The following is a 14,938-nucleotide window of genomic DNA, read 5'->3' on the forward strand; positions in this document are numbered from 1 at the left end:
GGCTCCGCTTACGCTTCGCCAGTCCTGTTAAGGTCCCCACTACACGAGGGTCTTTTTATTCATGTCTACTAATTCTGGGGCAGTTCACTTCTTCAATGAGGAGCATCGGTTTTTATTTTGACTTCAGGAATTTGCGCGGCGATGCAGTACCGAAAGCCCTTTGAAGAGCAGATCGGCATCGTACAAGACCTTCCGGCGGCAGCAGGGAATGATTCCACGGGCCAGTCCGCCGGTGGCCACCACCGTGAGCGGCTGCCCCAATTCCGTTTCCACACGGTCAGCCAGCCCTTCCATCATGGCGGCGGTTCCGAACACGGCACCGCTGTTCAGGCATTCCACCGTGTTGCGGCCAATCAGATGATCGGCGGCTTCGGGGGCGATGGGCGGGAGCTGGGCGGTGCCGGCGCTGATGGCCCGCAGACTGGTCTGTACGCCGGGAACGATGAAACCGCCCAGAAAACACCGCCGGTCATCAATGACGTTGTAGGTGGTGGCAGTGCCCAGGTCCACCGTCATACAGGGCAGGGGATACAGCGCCGCCGCAGCAGCGGCATCGGCAATGCGGTCCTGGCCTATCCGCTCGGGGCTGTCCACCGCAAACTGCAGGCCGGTATCCAGCATGTAGCTGACCCGCATGGGTTCGTGACCGGTCACCCGGCGTATGGCCTGGGCCAGGGGCTCGCTCAAGGCGGGCACCACGCTGCATAAAATGGCGCCGGTACACTGTTCAGAGGAAAAGCCCACACGGCGCAGCAGAAATCGAACTTCAGCCGTATATTCGTCCGGTGTGCAGCGAGGCCTGGTCACCATGCGGAAACTGAAGAGCTGCTTGTGCCCGTCCAGCCCTCCGATACAGATGTTGGTATTGCCGATGTCGACTGCCAGAATCATGTGTCTGCCCCGTTTCTGTGTGATATAATCTGATTATACCAGCCTTTACAATGAAGTCAAACCAACCTATAATAAATACCGATAACACCTGCGAAGAAACGCAGAACAAACGGGAGGACCCAACCATGGAAAAAGACCTGCAGGGCAAGACGATTGTGCTGGGCATTACCGGCGGTATTGCCGCCTATAAAATGGCCAACGTAGCCCATGCGCTGGCCAAGCGCGGCGCTGCGGTGCATGTACTGATGACCAAGCATGCCACCGAATTCATTGCGCCGCTGGTCTTCGAGACTTTGACCAACCGCCGCTGCATTGTGGATACCTTTGACCGCAATTTTCAATACGATGTGGCCCATGTGTCCCTGGCCAATGCGGCGGATCTGATGCTGATTGCACCGGCCACCGCCAATGTGATTGCCAAACTGGCCCACGGTCTGGCCGACGATATGCTGACCACCGTCACGCTGGCAGCCACCTGTCCCAAGCTGGTGGCGCCGGCCATGAACACCCACATGCTGGAAAACCCCATCACCCAGGATAACATCGCCACGCTGCGCCATTACGGATTCACGGTGATTCCTTCCGGTTCCGGTATGCTGGCTTGCGGCGATGTGGGCAGCGGGCGCTTGCCGGAAGAACAGGTCCTGCTGGATTATGTGGACCGGGAACTGGCTTGCAAAAAGGACCTGGCAGGAAAGAAAATTGTGGTGACGGCCGGCGCGACCAGCGAGCCCATGGATCCTGTGCGGTATATCACCAACCATTCCACCGGAAAGATGGGCTATGCCATCGCCCGTGCCTGTATGCTGCGCGGCGCACAGGTGACCCTCCTAAGCGCTCAGACTGCCCTGCGGCCGGTTCCCTTTGTGGATATGGTTCCTTTCACCACCGCCCAGGATCTTTTTGAGAAGGTCCAGAAATATTCTGCGCAGGCAGACGCGCTGGTGATGGCCGCCGCTGTGGCGGACTATCGCCCGGCGCAGGTGGCTGATCACAAGATCAAGAAATCCGACGGGGAGCTGACCCTGCAGCTGGAACGCACCCAGGATATTCTGGGGTGGATCGGGGCTCATAAACCGACAGGGCTGTTTGTCTGCGGATTCTCGATGGAAACTGAGCATCTGCTGGAGAACTCTTCGGTCAAACTTCACAAGAAGAACATGGATATGATCGTCGCCAACAATCTGAAAACTCCCGGGGCCGGTTTCGGCGTGGACACCAACGTGGTTACACTGATTACAAAAGACGGGGCCGAACAGCTGCCTCTGATGAGCAAAGATGAGGTGGCCATGCGCATTGCGGATGCCATCGCCGCCCACTGAACCAATCCGTTACAAGCGTTTCAAAAGCCCGGTCGGGCAGGACCTTGCATAGATTGCAGGGCTCCTGCCCGATTTTTGTTTTGGCTGGTTCCGGCGATTTTCACAGATATTCAAAACTCTATCCCACAATTTTCACAAAAGGGGCCTATAATCACATACGGACATCCAGACGGGCATTCATGCCCGAAAAATACAAAAGGGGAGTGTGCATCTTGATCGAAGTCAGCCATCTGACCAAGCGGTACGGTTCGCATGTGGCGGTCGATGACATCAGCTTCACGGTTGATGACGGCTGCATTTACGGCTTGCTTGGCCCCAACGGTGCAGGCAAGTCCACCACCATGAATGTCATTACCGGCTATCTGTCGCCCACCAGCGGCACGGTGACCATCAACGGCCATGATATCCAGGAAGACCCCCAGGCCGCCAAGGCCTGCATCGGGTATCTGCCGGAATTGCCGCCGCTGTATACGGATATGACGGTGGGAGAATATCTCAACTTTGTGGCGGAACTGAAAGGCGTGAAGAAAAAAGCCGATCGCGCCGCCGATGTGGCCCGCGCGTCGGAGCGTGCGGGACTGCAGGAAATGCAGACCCGACTGATTCGCAATCTTTCCAAGGGCTACCGTCAGCGTGTGGGCGTGGCGGCGGCTCTGCTGGGCAGCCCGGACATCATCATTCTGGACGAACCCACCGTCGGTCTGGACCCCGCCCAGATGATTGAGATTCGTTCTCTGATCCATGATCTGGGCAAAACCCATACGGTCATTCTGTCCAGCCACATTCTGAGCGAGGTCCAGACCGTCTGTGACCGTGTCCTGATTATTTCCAACGGCAAGCTGGCAGCCCAGGGCACGCCGGAAGAGCTGGCGGCCCGACTGGCGGCAAAGGGTGTGATTTCGGCCACGGCACAGGGCAGCAAGGAAGCGGTTCTGCAGGCGGCCCAGAGCGTGCCCGGCCTGACAGATCTGCGGGTGACGGCGGAGAAGGCGGACGAGGTCAGCTTTACCGCCACCAGCACCGACGGCACCGACCTGCGTGCCGCATTGTCGGCCGCTTTGGCGGCAGCCGGATGCCCGGTGCTGAGCTTGAGCAGTCAGAACCTGAGCCTGGAGGACGTGTTCCTGCAGCTGACTGAAACCGATCATCCTGACGAGGCCGGCACCGAACCCGAAGAAAAGGCACTGCCTGCCGGGGAAACCGAGCAGACGGCGGAACCGGAAGAAGCACCCGCCCAACCGCAGGTGGAGCAGCCGGATGAGAAGGAGGGGGACTGAGGTATGCTGGCAATTTTCAAGCGTGAAACCAGAAGCTATTTTACCAGCATGATCGGGTATGTTGTGATCGGCGTCATTCTGGCCTTTATCGGCCTCTATTACAGCGCCAACTGCCTGATTTACGGTACATCGGATTTTTCCATCATTCTGTATTCCACCACGCTGGTTATGCTGTTTGTTCTGCCGGCGTTGTCCATGCGCAGCTTTGCAGATGAACGACGCAACAAGACGGATCAGCTGTTGCTGACCAGCCCCGTCACCATTCCCCAGATTGTGATGGGCAAATACCTGGCACAGCTGGTGGTCTTTGCGGTGCCCATGGCGGTGGCCTGCATCATGCCGTTGATCCTTACGGCTTTCGGTACCGTTTCGCTGGTCAACGCTTACTCCACCTTGTTGGCGTATTTCCTGCTGGGAGCTTCCTGCATTGCGGTGGGGACCTTCATTTCGGTCCTGACCGAAAATCAGATCATTGCGTATCTGGCCACCTTCGGCGTGCTGCTGATTGCCTATCTGATGGAAAGTGTGCAGTCGCTGTTCACCTCCGGCAATACGCTGGCGTTTATCGTGTTCTGCATTGTTCTGGCGCTGGCCTCTGTCCTGATCGGGCTTCTGTGCAAAAGTCTCACGGTGGGCTGCGGGATCTTCTGCGGCGGCGCCGTCGCGCTGATCCTGCTGTTCCAGTTGCGTCCGGCCTGGCTGCTCAGCGCTTTCAACAGCATTCTGGATGCGCTGGCTCTGTTCACCCCCTTTGAAACCTTTGTGGGCGGTATGTTCAGCCTTTCCACCATTGTGTATTATCTGTCCGTCATTGGATTGTTTTTGTTTTTAACCGGTCAGGCGCTGGAACGGCGCCGCTGGAACTGAGAGGGGAGGGGGATTCAGCATGAAATTCAAATTTGGCAAAAAGCCCTCCGGCCACACTCCGGCTGCACAGCCTACCGAAGCACAGCGCGTCAGCCGGCGTCGCATGCTCCATTCCGGTGCTTACGCCAGCGTACTGGCGGCCATTGTTCTGGTGGTCGTGATCCTGTTGAACCTGGTTGTGAACGCCATTCCCACCAAGTACACCGAGTTCGACATTTCCACCGGCCAGATGTTCACCCTGAGTGAGACCACCGTCAGCATGATGAAGTCTCTGGACAAGGACGTGACCGCCTATTTCCTGGCGGAAACGGGCAACGAGGATACCAATATCAGCCGGATTCTGGACCGGTACGCCGGCGAGAGTTCCCACTTTACCTGGCAGCAGCGTGACCCGGCACTGTATCCCACCTTTGCGGATCAGTATGATGCCGGAGACGCCAGCAGCAACAGTGTGATCATTGTATGCGGTGACAACCATACGGTGGTGGATTACAATGACATGTATTCCTACAGCTACACCGATTACTACTCCTCCACCATGGATTTTGACGCCGAAAATGCGCTGACCACGGCCATTGCCCAGGTAACCCGGGAAAACACCTACACGATGTATGCGCTGACCGGGCACGGCGAGAGCTCTTTGGGCAGTGACTTTACCGACACTCTCAGCAATGCCGGTGTTACCGTGTCCGAACTGAACCTGATCACCGGAGAAATTCCCGAGGATGCCGACGCTTTGCTCATCAATGTGCCCCAGGCGGATTTCAGTGAGCTGGATGCGGATGCACTGCGGGGTTACCTGGCCGATGGCGGCAAGGTGATCGTGACCACCAGCCTTCTGTACGACACGCCCAACCTGGACGCGGTTCTGGCGGAATACGGCATGGAACGCCAGTCCGGTTTGCTGGTAGAAACCGACCCCAACTATTATGCATACCGGTATGCCGGCACCTATCTGCTGCCGCAGATCAAAACCAATACCATCACGTCTGGCATGACAGACGGCATGTATGTGTTTGCGCCCACCGCCCAGGGCATTGTGACGGCGGACGATACCGACGATACCCAGACGGATGAAACCGCCGAGACCACATCCAATATCACCTATACCAAGCTGCTCTCCACCTCTGACAGCGCCTATTCCATGCTGGATTATGAGACCGCAACGACCCTGCAGAAGGGTGACAACGACCCCGAAGGCAGTTTTGATCTGGCGGTTGCTGCCGAGGATTCCGATTCCGGCGCCAAGATCGTGTGGATCAACTGCGGCAATGTCTTCCTGGACGAGATCAATTCCGCTGTGTCCGGCGGCAACGCGCAGCTGCTGGGCAGCATTGCAAACTGGATGAACGGGGAAGAAAACAGCGTGGTGATTGACGCCAAGAGCATGAGCGCCGAAACGCTGTCTGTTCCCAGCGGACTGGTCACCCCCTTGGGCCTGCTGTTTGTGTTCATTATTCCGCTGGGCTTCCTGCTGGCCGGTGTGTTTGTCACCATCGTGCGCCGCCGTAGTTAAGGAGGGATCTGCCAATGAAAGCAAAGAAATATCTGCCCCTGGCCATTCTCGCCGCGGTGGTTGTGATTCTCGGTGTGGCACTCATCATCCTGAGCAACCTGGGCGAGGAAGAGGAAACCGGTGTGCCCCTGTTTGACTTCGATACCAGCACGGTAACCGCTTTGGCTTACCGCAACGACGAGACGGATGCCACCTTGCTTCAGGATGAGGATGAGGCATGGTATCTGGAACAGGACCCGACCTTGCCGCTGGATCAGGACACGGTTTCTTCCTTGTTGGAAAAGTATACCGGTCTGCAGGCTCTCCGTGATTTGGGCGCCGGAACCGGAAACGAGGACATGGGCCTGGACAATCCCACGCTGGTCTTCACCTTGGGAACGGATGGGGCCGACATTGCCTCGGCGGAAACCGCTTCTTCCGAAACCGCCACCGCAGAGACAGCTTCCGGTGTCTATACGGTCACCATCGGCGCGGAAAATTCCATCACCGAAGCGTATTATGCCAAGGTCAGCTGGAATGATCACATCTATACCATTGACGCCACAGATCTGTCCGGTCTGGTAAAGACCGCGAAGGATCTGTATGCGGAACAGGACGTGGTGGACCTGGAAACGGATGATGTCGCCACCATGACCGTGGAAACTTCTGGAGAAATTCTGACCTTTGCCCAGAACGACGGAACCTGGACACTGCAGGACGACCCGGACTATGCGGTGGATCAGGATATCGTCAAGAAAATGGCTTCGACCATCTGTGATATGACCACCGAAATGTCCATCACTCAGCCCGAGGACAATAGTACCTATGGCCTGGATGAGCCCCAGGCCGTGGTGACCCTGGTGGGCACCGACGGAACCACCATCACCTGCAGTTTCGGCGATTTGTGCGCGGATGACAGCGATCTTTGCTATATGCGCTCCAGCCATGCAGGCGGAGTGGTGTATGAGGTGGATGCTGATCATCGCTCTGCCTTTGCCTACACCAAGGACACCCTGAAAGCCGCCACCGAAGAAACGGCCGATTCCGACAGCGACAGTTCGGATATCATTGCCGAAAATCCTGTGGGTGGCGAGGACGATTACGCTAACTCTGCATCGTAAATCCGTCAGAACAGCCCAATAAAAAACGCGCCTTCTGTGCCGACTCATCGGACCGGCACAGGGGATGCGTTTTTGTTTTGGGACAAAACCAGAATTATAGCTGATGTTCCTTTTTCCAGCTTTTGATCTGTTGCAGCCGGGTTTTATACCGGGATTCCAACCCTTCCTCGGTGGGCTCGTAGTATTCCCGGCCTTGCAGGCTGTCCGGCAGGCACTGCATGGCAGAAAGCTTGTCCGGCTCATCATGGGCGTACCGGTATCCCTTGCCATAGGAAAGATCCTTCATCAGTCTTGTGGGGGCGTTTCGGATCACAAGGGGAACCGGTTCCGCCAGCTGACGGACCGCATCACTTTTGGCATGTTCATATGCCTTGTATAGCGAGTTGGATTTGGGGGCCATGGACATGTACACCACGGCCTGGGTCAGGTGCACCGTACATTCCGGCATTCCCAGAAAATGACAGGCCTGATAGGCCGCCACGGCCTGTTCCAATGCCCGGGGGTCGGCCAGGCCCACATCCTCGCTGGCAAAACGGATGACCCGCCGCGCCACATACAAGGGGTCTTCGCCCGCTTCCAGCATTCTGGCAAGCCAATATACAGCGGCATCCGGATCAGAATTTCGCATGGACTTGTGTAGTGCGGAAATCAGATTGTAGTGTTCCTCACCGTTCTTGTCATACAGCAGGGACTTTTTCTCCGTGCATTGTTCCAGCGTTTCCTTGCTGACGGTGATGCTGCCGTCGGCATTGACCTCGCCGTTCAGCACGACCATCTCCAGGGTAGAAAGAGCTGTACGGGCGTCTCCGTTGGCGAAGACAGCCAATGCCTCCAGCAGATCCGGATCGATATGGACCACCTGATTTCCGAATCCGCGCTCATCTCGTAAAGCCCGCTGCAAAAGGGTGACGAGGTCCTCGGTTTTCAGAGCCTGCAGTACAAACACCTTGCATCGTGACAAAAGAGCGCCGTTGATCTCAAAGGACGGGTTTTCGGTGGTGGCACCGATCAGGATGATGCTGCCCTTCTCCACAAAGGGCAGGAAGGCATCTTGCTGCGCCTTGTTGAAACGATGGATCTCGTCTACGAACAGGATGGTCTTTTCACCGAAACGACGGTTTTCTTCTGCCTGCTGCATTACCGTCCGGATTTCCTTGATCCCGCTGGTCACGGCCGAAAAATCGATGAAAGCGGCCTTGGTGCGGTTGGCAATGATGCGGGCCAGGGTGGTTTTGCCCACCCCCGGCGGGCCCCAAAAAATCATGGAAGAAATCTGGTCGCTCTCAATCAGCCGCCGCAGAACTTTCCCCGGCCCCAACAGGTGGGTTTGCCCCACATATTCCTCCAACGTGCGCGGCCGAAGCCGGGCTGCCAGAGGCTGCGGGGTGTTTTGTTCAAATAAGGTGGTCTGCTGCACAGGTATCCCTCCCGGACGGGTGTGATGGTTTCTTACTTTTTATTATACAACCATGCCCCAAGGCTGCAAGGCCGGTTTTGATTTTTATGGTTATCTATAGTATAATAGCGGCGAAATATGGACAAAGGCGGAGGAAGGATATGCAAGAAGAAATGACGCCGGAAATCTACCAGGCATACATTGATATTTTGCGGGAAGAGCTGGTTCCCGCCATGGGATGCACCGAGCCCATTGCGTTGGCCTATGCAGCGGCGCTGGCCAGGCAGGAATTGGGGCGCCTGCCCCAGATGGTCACGGTTGCGGTCAGCGCCAACATCATCAAGAACGTCAAGAGTGTGGTGGTTCCCCACACCGGAGGTATGCGCGGCATCGAAGCGGCGGTGGCGGCCGGTGCGGTTGCCGGTGATGCCGGGCGACAACTGGAAGTGCTGGCCGACGTTACCCCGGAACGGCAATCCGAACTTGCCGATTGGCGCGAGCATACCCCTATCACGGTCACCCAGGCAGACAGTCCCTTCTTGCTGGATATCGATGTCACCGTGGCAGGAGGGGGACACACCGCCCGGGTCCGCCTGGTAGGCGGTCACACCAACGTGGTGCGGGTGGAGCGGGACGGACAGACCAAGCTGGACCGGCCCTGCAATGAAGAACAGCCGGCCAAAGGCACCGACCGCAGTCTGCTGAGCGTGGAACGGATTATCACGTTTGCCGACGAGCTGAACCCGGAAGACGTGCAGGACGTGCTGCAGCGTCAGATAGACTACAACACGGCCATTGCCGAGGAAGGCCTGCGTGGAAACTATGGTGCCAATATCGGCCGCATCCTGTTGCAGGCATACGGCGATGATGTGCACAACCGCGCCAAAGCCCTGGCTGCCGCCGGTTCGGACGCCCGCATGAACGGTTGCGAACTTCCCGTCGTCATCAACTCGGGCAGCGGCAACCAGGGATTGACGGCGTCCTTGCCCGTCATTGTATATGCAAAGCAGCTGCAGGCGGACCGGGCGCAATTGTACCGGGCCCTGGCAGTTTCCAACCTGGTGACTATCCACATCAAAACCGGAATCGGCAAGCTCAGTGCCTTCTGCGGCGCGGTGGCAGCTGGCGTGGGGGCCGGTGCGGGTGTATGTTATCTGCACGGCGGGAGGTATAATGAGATTTCCCACACCATTGTGAATGCAATTGCCATGGATTCCGGCATCATCTGCGACGGCGCCAAGGCCAGCTGCGCGGCCAAGATCGCATCGGCGGTGGAAGCGGGCCTGTTGGGTATGCAGATGCAGGCGCATGGAACACAGTTTTACAGCGGCGATGGGATTGTGACCAAGGGCGTGGAAAACAACATCCGCAACATTGGAGCTCTTGCCCGGGAAGGAATGCGGGAAACAGACAAAACCATCATCCGTATGATGACGGCAAGCTCCTGCTAAACTGTCAACCTGCGGTTGATACAGTGCAGCCAAAAATATTCTTCCGATTGCAGTGCTTCTTCGCTACAATAAAAGCAAAAGGCCGCCTGGCGGCCAGTCGGGGGAGGCAGTACAATGCAATATCGCAGACTTCCGCATGGGGAGAAGAAAGAGCGTTTCAGCACTTTGGGGCTTGGCCTGGGAGGCATCCAGCAGGCACCGGCCGAGGAAATCGAATCGGCGGTCCGGCTTGCCGTTGACAACGGCATTAACTTTTTTGATCTTTGCGCCGGCGGGGCCGGTGTGTATGAGCCGTTTGGCAAGGCTATTCGGGGACGTCGGGAGCAGGTTTTCTTTCAGCTGCATTTTGGCGCCGTATATAATGAGGCAGGGGAGTACGGCTGGTCAAGAGATCCGGAAGAAATCCGCCGGACTTTCCAATGGGAAATGGAAATGCTGGGTACCGAATACGCTGACTTTGGTTTTTTGCACTGCGTGGATGAGATGCAGGACCTGGAAGAATTGATGGATTCCGGTGTGCTGGCATATTTGCAGGCATTGAAAGGTCAGGGGCGCATCCGGCATATCGGATTTTCTTCCCACACACCGGCGGTGGCCCAGCGGGCGCTGGATACCGGTCTTATGGATATGATGATGTTCTCCCTCAATCCGGCGTATGACTTGGAGCAGGGGGACGAACTGGGCATCGGCACTGTCTCGGAACGCGCACAGCTTCTGCAGCGGTGTCAGGCATTGGGAGTGGGCGTCTCGGTGATGAAGCCCTTCCACGGCGGCAAACTTTTGGACGCCTCTGCCTCTCCTTTTGGCGTTGCCATGACGCCCTTTCAATGCCTGCAATATGCCATGGACCGTCCCGGGGTGCTGTCGGTTGTTCCCGGTGTTCGTGGTATGCAGGACTTGCGGGATCTGCTAGGATTTCTGCAGGCCGACCCCGAAGAAAAAGATTATTCCCTGATTGCTCGCTTCACCCCGAAAGAGGTGACCGGCAGTTGTGTGTACTGCAATCATTGCCAGCCCTGCCCGGCGGGAATCGACATCGGACTTGTCAACAAGTATTACGATCTTGCCTGTGCCGGCGACCAGATGGCCGCGGATCACTACCGAAAATTGTCCGTCAAAGCAAACGCCTGCATCGGCTGCGGACACTGCGACAAGCGCTGCCCTTTCCATGTGACGCAAAAAGACCGTATGCAGACCATTCGTCAGTATTTTGAAGGAAAATAAGAGAACGCCCCTCACAATCCAAGTGCGGGGCGTTCTTCTGTTTCATCGGGTGCGGTCGTTGAAATGATAATAATAATTATACCAGGCTCCCAGGCCGCACAAAGCCGCAATTCCCAGGACAAATACCAAAGTTCCCATAAAATCCATCCATGTCTGACCACCTGCCAGAATCCACCCGGCGTTGGGAACCATGATCAGGACAAACAAGAGCGTGCCTGGAAAGGCGCAGCGCAGAATGCGCAGGATCCGCCGGCGAACAGGCGGTACGCATTCGTCCTCACTGTTGTGATCACGCAACCGGCAGCGAATGATAGCCTGGGGCACGCTGCAATATCGATACCCTATACGGCGATATACACGTTCGGCCTCATACTCTGCACCGTCCAGAAGAAAACGAGGATACATGCTTTCTCTGATAATGACAATATCCTTGTCGCAGCTGTCGGCCCAGGCAAGGAGAACATCCGTGAATTCACGCGGTGTGGTTACCGCGTCGTTCGGTACAAATGTAAACAACTCTCTGTGCTGAGCTGCAACCACGTGCTTGTAGTCCTGCATCCAATCGGCAAAGAAACCGGTCTGTTCCGGTTCCTTTTTCATCCTCTGCAGGCAGGCATCCACATCCACCTTATCCACGGACAAGGACAAACTGCGCATATTGCGGCAAAAGCGGATGGCGGATTGCAGTTTATTCTCCCTGGCGTGCAGCCGTTGCTCCTGCTCCGACAAGGCTTGAGACAAAGAAGTCTTCTGTTCCAGAACCAAGCGGATTTCCTCCAGCGGCATGTCCAGCATTCGCAGCATGCGAATCAGCTTCAAGGTGCGCAAATCCTCCGGGGAGTAAATCCGATATGAATTGTTTGGGTCGCGTTTGGGGTGCAACAGGTTTTCACGCTCATAAAATCGGATGTTCTGGGATGAAACACCACTCTCTTTGGCGGCTTCCTTGATGTTCATTCCTGTGTTCACCGTCCTTTCGCGCACAGTATAAGCCATACAGTGGGTATAAGGTCAAGGAAAACACGAAAAAAATTCCGGGAAATGCCAAATCACAGAAAGAGTTCGTTGATTTTGTGGTCGGCACAAAGTTTGGCCAGTTTGGTTTCGGTGGCGGCCACCTTTGCGGCATCGGCATGGCGGGCGTGCTCGGGACAAACGGAAACACAACGCATACAGCTGATGCAGCGTGCGGCATCCACTTGTGCAGGGTCACTGATCGAAATGGCCCGGGTGGGGCAAAGAGCAGCACAGGTTCCGCAGTATGTACAGGATGCATCGGGCATGGGTATCATCCCCACGCCGCCGAATGCGCGGTAGGGACGGTTACCGGGAACCGCCAGATCTTCCGGAAGTGAATCGTCTTTGATGTGTGCAAGAATGTTCTTTCCGAAGTCTTCCAGCTCCTTTGCATCGGACGCATCGGGGCGCCCGGCGGCATAGCAACGGGCAATGGAATGTTGAGCAATGGCGGCAACGGCGGCAACGCAGCGGAAACCGGCTTTCTGTGCCAGATCCTTCATCTCGATGAGGGTGTCGTCAAAAGCCCGGTTGCCGTAGGCAACCAGCAAAACTGCCAACGCACCGTTGCCGCGCATCGCGGCCATCCGCTGTGCCGCCGGCGCGGGAACACGTCCGCCGAAACTGGGCACTCCAAAGACGCAAAGATCCTGCCGGGAAAAGGACAGGGAAGAAAAATTTGTTTGTGAATTGCAAAGATCGATCCGGCTTACCGGAAGGCCGAATCCGGCACAAAGAGCATCGGCGGCCTTTTTGGTTCCGCCGGTGGGACTGAAATCCAGCTGATACAAATTCATGGGGGATGCCTCCTTGCAAAATATGGCCCCATTATAGCACCTGCCGCGCAGTTTCGCCAACCGGACGCCCGGCAAAAAATCCTTTTGGACACATCTTGTACTTTTTTAGGCTGTGCGATATACTATTATGGTATATGTGGGCGTATGCCCTTTTGGACTTTCATCAAATGGCAGGAGATCAATTTTGGAAAAACTGACCTACACACATGACGCACAGGCCGCAGCCGTGATTGCGTCGGTATATCAGGATGCACCGCCTTTGGCGTATGTGCACAGCTTTGGCTGCCAGCAGAATGTGAACGACGGCGAAAAGATCCGCGGCGTACTGATGGACGTGGGCTTTGGCATGTGCGATAACGTGGAACAGGCGGATTTGATTCTGTTCAATACCTGCGCCGTTCGTGAGCACGCGGAACAGCGGGTATTCGGCAATGTGGGCGCCCTGAAAAAGCTGAAAGAGAAGAACCCGAAGCTGGTGATCGGGGTTTGCGGGTGTATGGCGCAGCAGCAGCACATCGTGGACAAACTGCGCAAGAGCTACCCGTATGTGGATCTGGTGTTCGGGGTGGACGGCATCGATCGTCTGCCGGCCATGCTGGCCGAACGGTTCCGCCGCGGAAAGCGGTACCTGGAAAATCCCAAAGCCCGCAATGCCGTGGTGGAAGATCTGCCCATCCGGCGGGATTCCGGCTTTCGGGCCTGGCTGCCCATCATGTACGGTTGCGATAACTTCTGCACCTATTGTATTGTGCCGTATGTCCGCGGCCGGGAGCGCAGCCGTGAACCGGAGGACATTCTGGCGGAATTCCGGCAGCTGGTCGAGCAGGGATACAAAGAAATCACGCTTCTGGGACAAAACGTCAACAGCTACGGCAAGGGCCTGGAAAATCCCATCGATTTTGCTGATCTGCTGGTTCGTTTGTGCGAAGTGCCAGGGAATTATCAGATCCGTTTCATGACCAGTCATCCCAAGGACGCCAGCCGCAAGCTGATTGATACCATCGCGGCCCAGCCGCATCTGTGCAAGCATATCCATCTGCCGGTACAGTCCGGCAGCGACCGGATTCTCAAACAGATGAACCGCCACTATACGGTGGAGCAGTATCATGAGCTGATTGAGTATGCCCGAAGCAAAATTCCGGGTGTGACCTTCTCCAGCGATATCATCGTCGGGTTCCCCGGAGAAACCGAAGAAGATTTCCAGAAGACGCTGGACCTGGTGGAATCCGTGGGCTATATGCAGCTGTTTACCTTCATCTATTCCAAGCGGGAAGGAACCCCTGCCGCCAAGATGGAGGATCCCATCACCCGGGAAGAAAAGACCGCCCGGATGGACCGTCTGCTGCGTACCCAGGAAAAGATCGCCTTCGCTTCCATCGCGTCTCTGGTCGGGCAGACTGTCCGGGTACTGGTGGAGGGCGCCGGCCGTCTGGAAGGAACGCTGAACGGCCGTCTGGACAACAACCTGGTAGTGGAATTTGCCGGTGCGGACACGCTGATCGGCGAATATGCCGAAGTGCGGCTGACCGGATCCAGAGCGGCGCTTTTGCTGGGTGAACTGGCCGACACGCAGAACTGAATTCCCACGCAACACAACCATTAGACCAATACAAAAGTTTTAATTATTATAAGGAGTACAATTATGGATTGCATCGATCTCTTCAAGAAAGCTGCTATGGCCCTGCAGACCGACCCCCGCTATCTGGAGCTGGACGCCGCACGCCGTGAAAACGATATGGACCAGGAACTGCAGAACCTGATCGGCGAATTCAACCTGGCCCGTCTGGACCTGAACAACGAAACCACCAAGACTTCTCCCGACCATGAGCGGGTGGCAGACCTGAACAAGCGGGTCAATGACCTGTACAGCCAGATCATGGCCAGCGAAGGTATGGTGCGCTACAACACCGCCAAGGCGGAGTGCGAAGCTCTGGTCAGCCACATTGACGCCATCATCAACACCGCGATGAACGGTGGGGATCCCATGACCGTCAACCCGCCCCAGGGCGGCTGCACCGGCAGCTGCGCCACCTGCGGCGGCTGCCACTGAGCCTGCAAACGGCAGAGAGTAAAGAACCAG

Annotated in this window: 13 protein-coding genes; 9 read left to right on the forward strand and 4 right to left on the reverse strand. The window is 56.5% G+C overall.

Translation table 11 applies throughout. The annotated features are described in order from the left end of the window. Positions 1–123: 123 nt before the first annotated feature. A complete protein-coding gene (locus H6B15_RS05865) occupies positions 124–891 on the reverse strand; it encodes a type III pantothenate kinase (protein ID WP_204647046.1) in 768 nt (255 codons plus the stop codon). A 125-nt stretch (positions 892–1,016) separates the two neighbouring features. Between H6B15_RS05865 and coaBC the strand changes: the two genes are divergently transcribed. The 5 genes from coaBC to H6B15_RS05890 all read left to right on the forward strand — a co-directional run bounded on the left by coaBC (position 1,017) and on the right by H6B15_RS05890 (position 6,973). Beyond that, complete coding sequence (gene coaBC, locus H6B15_RS05870; RefSeq protein ID WP_204647048.1) at positions 1,017–2,213, forward strand: bifunctional phosphopantothenoylcysteine decarboxylase/phosphopantothenate--cysteine ligase CoaBC; 1,197 nt, start codon at positions 1,017–1,019, stop codon at positions 2,211–2,213. A 212-nt stretch (positions 2,214–2,425) separates the two neighbouring features. Then, entirely contained in the window at positions 2,426–3,490 is a 1,065-nt protein-coding gene (locus H6B15_RS05875) for an ABC transporter ATP-binding protein (RefSeq protein ID WP_204647049.1), read from the forward strand. Between the two features lie 3 nt (positions 3,491–3,493). Further along, a complete protein-coding gene (locus H6B15_RS05880) occupies positions 3,494–4,357 on the forward strand; it encodes an ABC transporter permease (RefSeq protein ID WP_204647052.1) in 864 nt (287 codons plus the stop codon). A gap of 19 nt (positions 4,358–4,376) precedes the next feature. Continuing rightward, a complete protein-coding gene (locus H6B15_RS05885; RefSeq protein ID WP_204647054.1) occupies positions 4,377–5,873 on the forward strand; it encodes a Gldg family protein in 1,497 nt (498 codons plus the stop codon). A 14-nt stretch (positions 5,874–5,887) separates the two neighbouring features. After that, the gene (locus tag H6B15_RS05890; RefSeq protein ID WP_204647055.1) at positions 5,888–6,973 is read left to right on the forward strand and encodes a DUF4340 domain-containing protein; all 1,086 of its coding nucleotides are present in this window, start codon (positions 5,888–5,890) and stop codon (positions 6,971–6,973) included. 94 nt (positions 6,974–7,067) lie between these two features. Here the strand turns inward: H6B15_RS05890 and H6B15_RS05895 are convergent, their stop codons facing one another. Beyond that, positions 7,068–8,390, reverse strand: coding sequence for an AAA family ATPase (locus tag H6B15_RS05895; RefSeq protein WP_204647057.1), 1,323 nt, complete (start codon positions 8,388–8,390; stop codon positions 7,068–7,070). 140 nt (positions 8,391–8,530) lie between these two features. Here H6B15_RS05895 and H6B15_RS05900 point away from each other — a divergent pair, with 140 nt between their 5' ends. Together H6B15_RS05900 and H6B15_RS05905 are read left to right on the forward strand one after the other, a co-directional pair. Further along, positions 8,531–9,820 (forward strand): serine dehydratase subunit alpha family protein, encoded by a 1,290-nt coding sequence (locus H6B15_RS05900; RefSeq protein WP_243424306.1) that lies wholly within the window; start codon positions 8,531–8,533, stop codon positions 9,818–9,820. A gap of 114 nt (positions 9,821–9,934) precedes the next feature. Next, a complete protein-coding gene (locus H6B15_RS05905; protein WP_204647059.1) occupies positions 9,935–11,044 on the forward strand; it encodes an aldo/keto reductase in 1,110 nt (369 codons plus the stop codon). A gap of 42 nt (positions 11,045–11,086) precedes the next feature. On the opposite strand, the gene H6B15_RS05910 is transcribed toward H6B15_RS05905, so the two are convergent. Beyond that, entirely contained in the window at positions 11,087–12,001 is a 915-nt protein-coding gene (locus H6B15_RS05910; RefSeq protein WP_204647061.1) for a MerR family transcriptional regulator, read from the reverse strand. A 92-nt stretch (positions 12,002–12,093) separates the two neighbouring features. After that, positions 12,094–12,858 carry a 4Fe-4S binding protein gene (locus H6B15_RS05915; protein ID WP_204647063.1) on the reverse strand — a complete coding sequence of 255 codons (765 nt, stop codon included), beginning with the start codon at positions 12,856–12,858 and terminating at the stop codon, positions 12,094–12,096. 184 nt (positions 12,859–13,042) lie between these two features. On the opposite strand from H6B15_RS05915, the gene miaB reads away from it, so the two are divergent. Beyond that, a complete protein-coding gene (gene miaB, locus H6B15_RS05920; protein ID WP_243424307.1) occupies positions 13,043–14,437 on the forward strand; it encodes a tRNA (N6-isopentenyl adenosine(37)-C2)-methylthiotransferase MiaB in 1,395 nt (464 codons plus the stop codon). Between the two features lie 63 nt (positions 14,438–14,500). Next, on the forward strand, positions 14,501–14,908 hold the full coding sequence (locus H6B15_RS05925; protein WP_204647065.1) for a YlbF family regulator: 408 nt from the start codon (positions 14,501–14,503) through the stop codon (positions 14,906–14,908). The last annotated feature ends 30 nt before the right edge of the window (positions 14,909–14,938 follow it).

The sequence above is a fragment of the Gemmiger formicilis genome (assembly GCF_016900095.1).
In the GTDB taxonomy this organism is placed as follows: Bacteria; Bacillota; Clostridia; order Oscillospirales; family Ruminococcaceae; genus Gemmiger; species Gemmiger formicilis_A.

What these genes read in the sequence shown, in the direction of transcription:
- H6B15_RS05915 (WP_204647063.1), bottom strand. Translation starts at nt 12,858, where the DNA reads ATGAATTTGTATCAGCTGGATTTCAGTCCCACCGGCGGAACCAAAAAG.
- H6B15_RS05880 (WP_204647052.1), top strand. Translation starts at nt 3,494, where the DNA reads ATGCTGGCAATTTTCAAGCGTGAAACCAGAAGCTATTTTACCAGCATG.
- H6B15_RS05925 (WP_204647065.1), top strand. Translation starts at nt 14,501, where the DNA reads ATGGATTGCATCGATCTCTTCAAGAAAGCTGCTATGGCCCTGCAGACC.
- H6B15_RS05890 (WP_204647055.1), top strand. Translation starts at nt 5,888, where the DNA reads ATGAAAGCAAAGAAATATCTGCCCCTGGCCATTCTCGCCGCGGTGGTT.
- H6B15_RS05865 (WP_204647046.1), bottom strand. Translation starts at nt 891, where the DNA reads ATGATTCTGGCAGTCGACATCGGCAATACCAACATCTGTATCGGAGGG.
- H6B15_RS05900 (WP_243424306.1), top strand. Translation starts at nt 8,531, where the DNA reads ATGCAAGAAGAAATGACGCCGGAAATCTACCAGGCATACATTGATATT.
- H6B15_RS05885 (WP_204647054.1), top strand. Translation starts at nt 4,377, where the DNA reads ATGAAATTCAAATTTGGCAAAAAGCCCTCCGGCCACACTCCGGCTGCA.
- coaBC (WP_204647048.1), top strand. Translation starts at nt 1,017, where the DNA reads ATGGAAAAAGACCTGCAGGGCAAGACGATTGTGCTGGGCATTACCGGC.
- H6B15_RS05910 (WP_204647061.1), bottom strand. Translation starts at nt 12,001, where the DNA reads ATGAACATCAAGGAAGCCGCCAAAGAGAGTGGTGTTTCATCCCAGAAC.
- H6B15_RS05905 (WP_204647059.1), top strand. Translation starts at nt 9,935, where the DNA reads ATGCAATATCGCAGACTTCCGCATGGGGAGAAGAAAGAGCGTTTCAGC.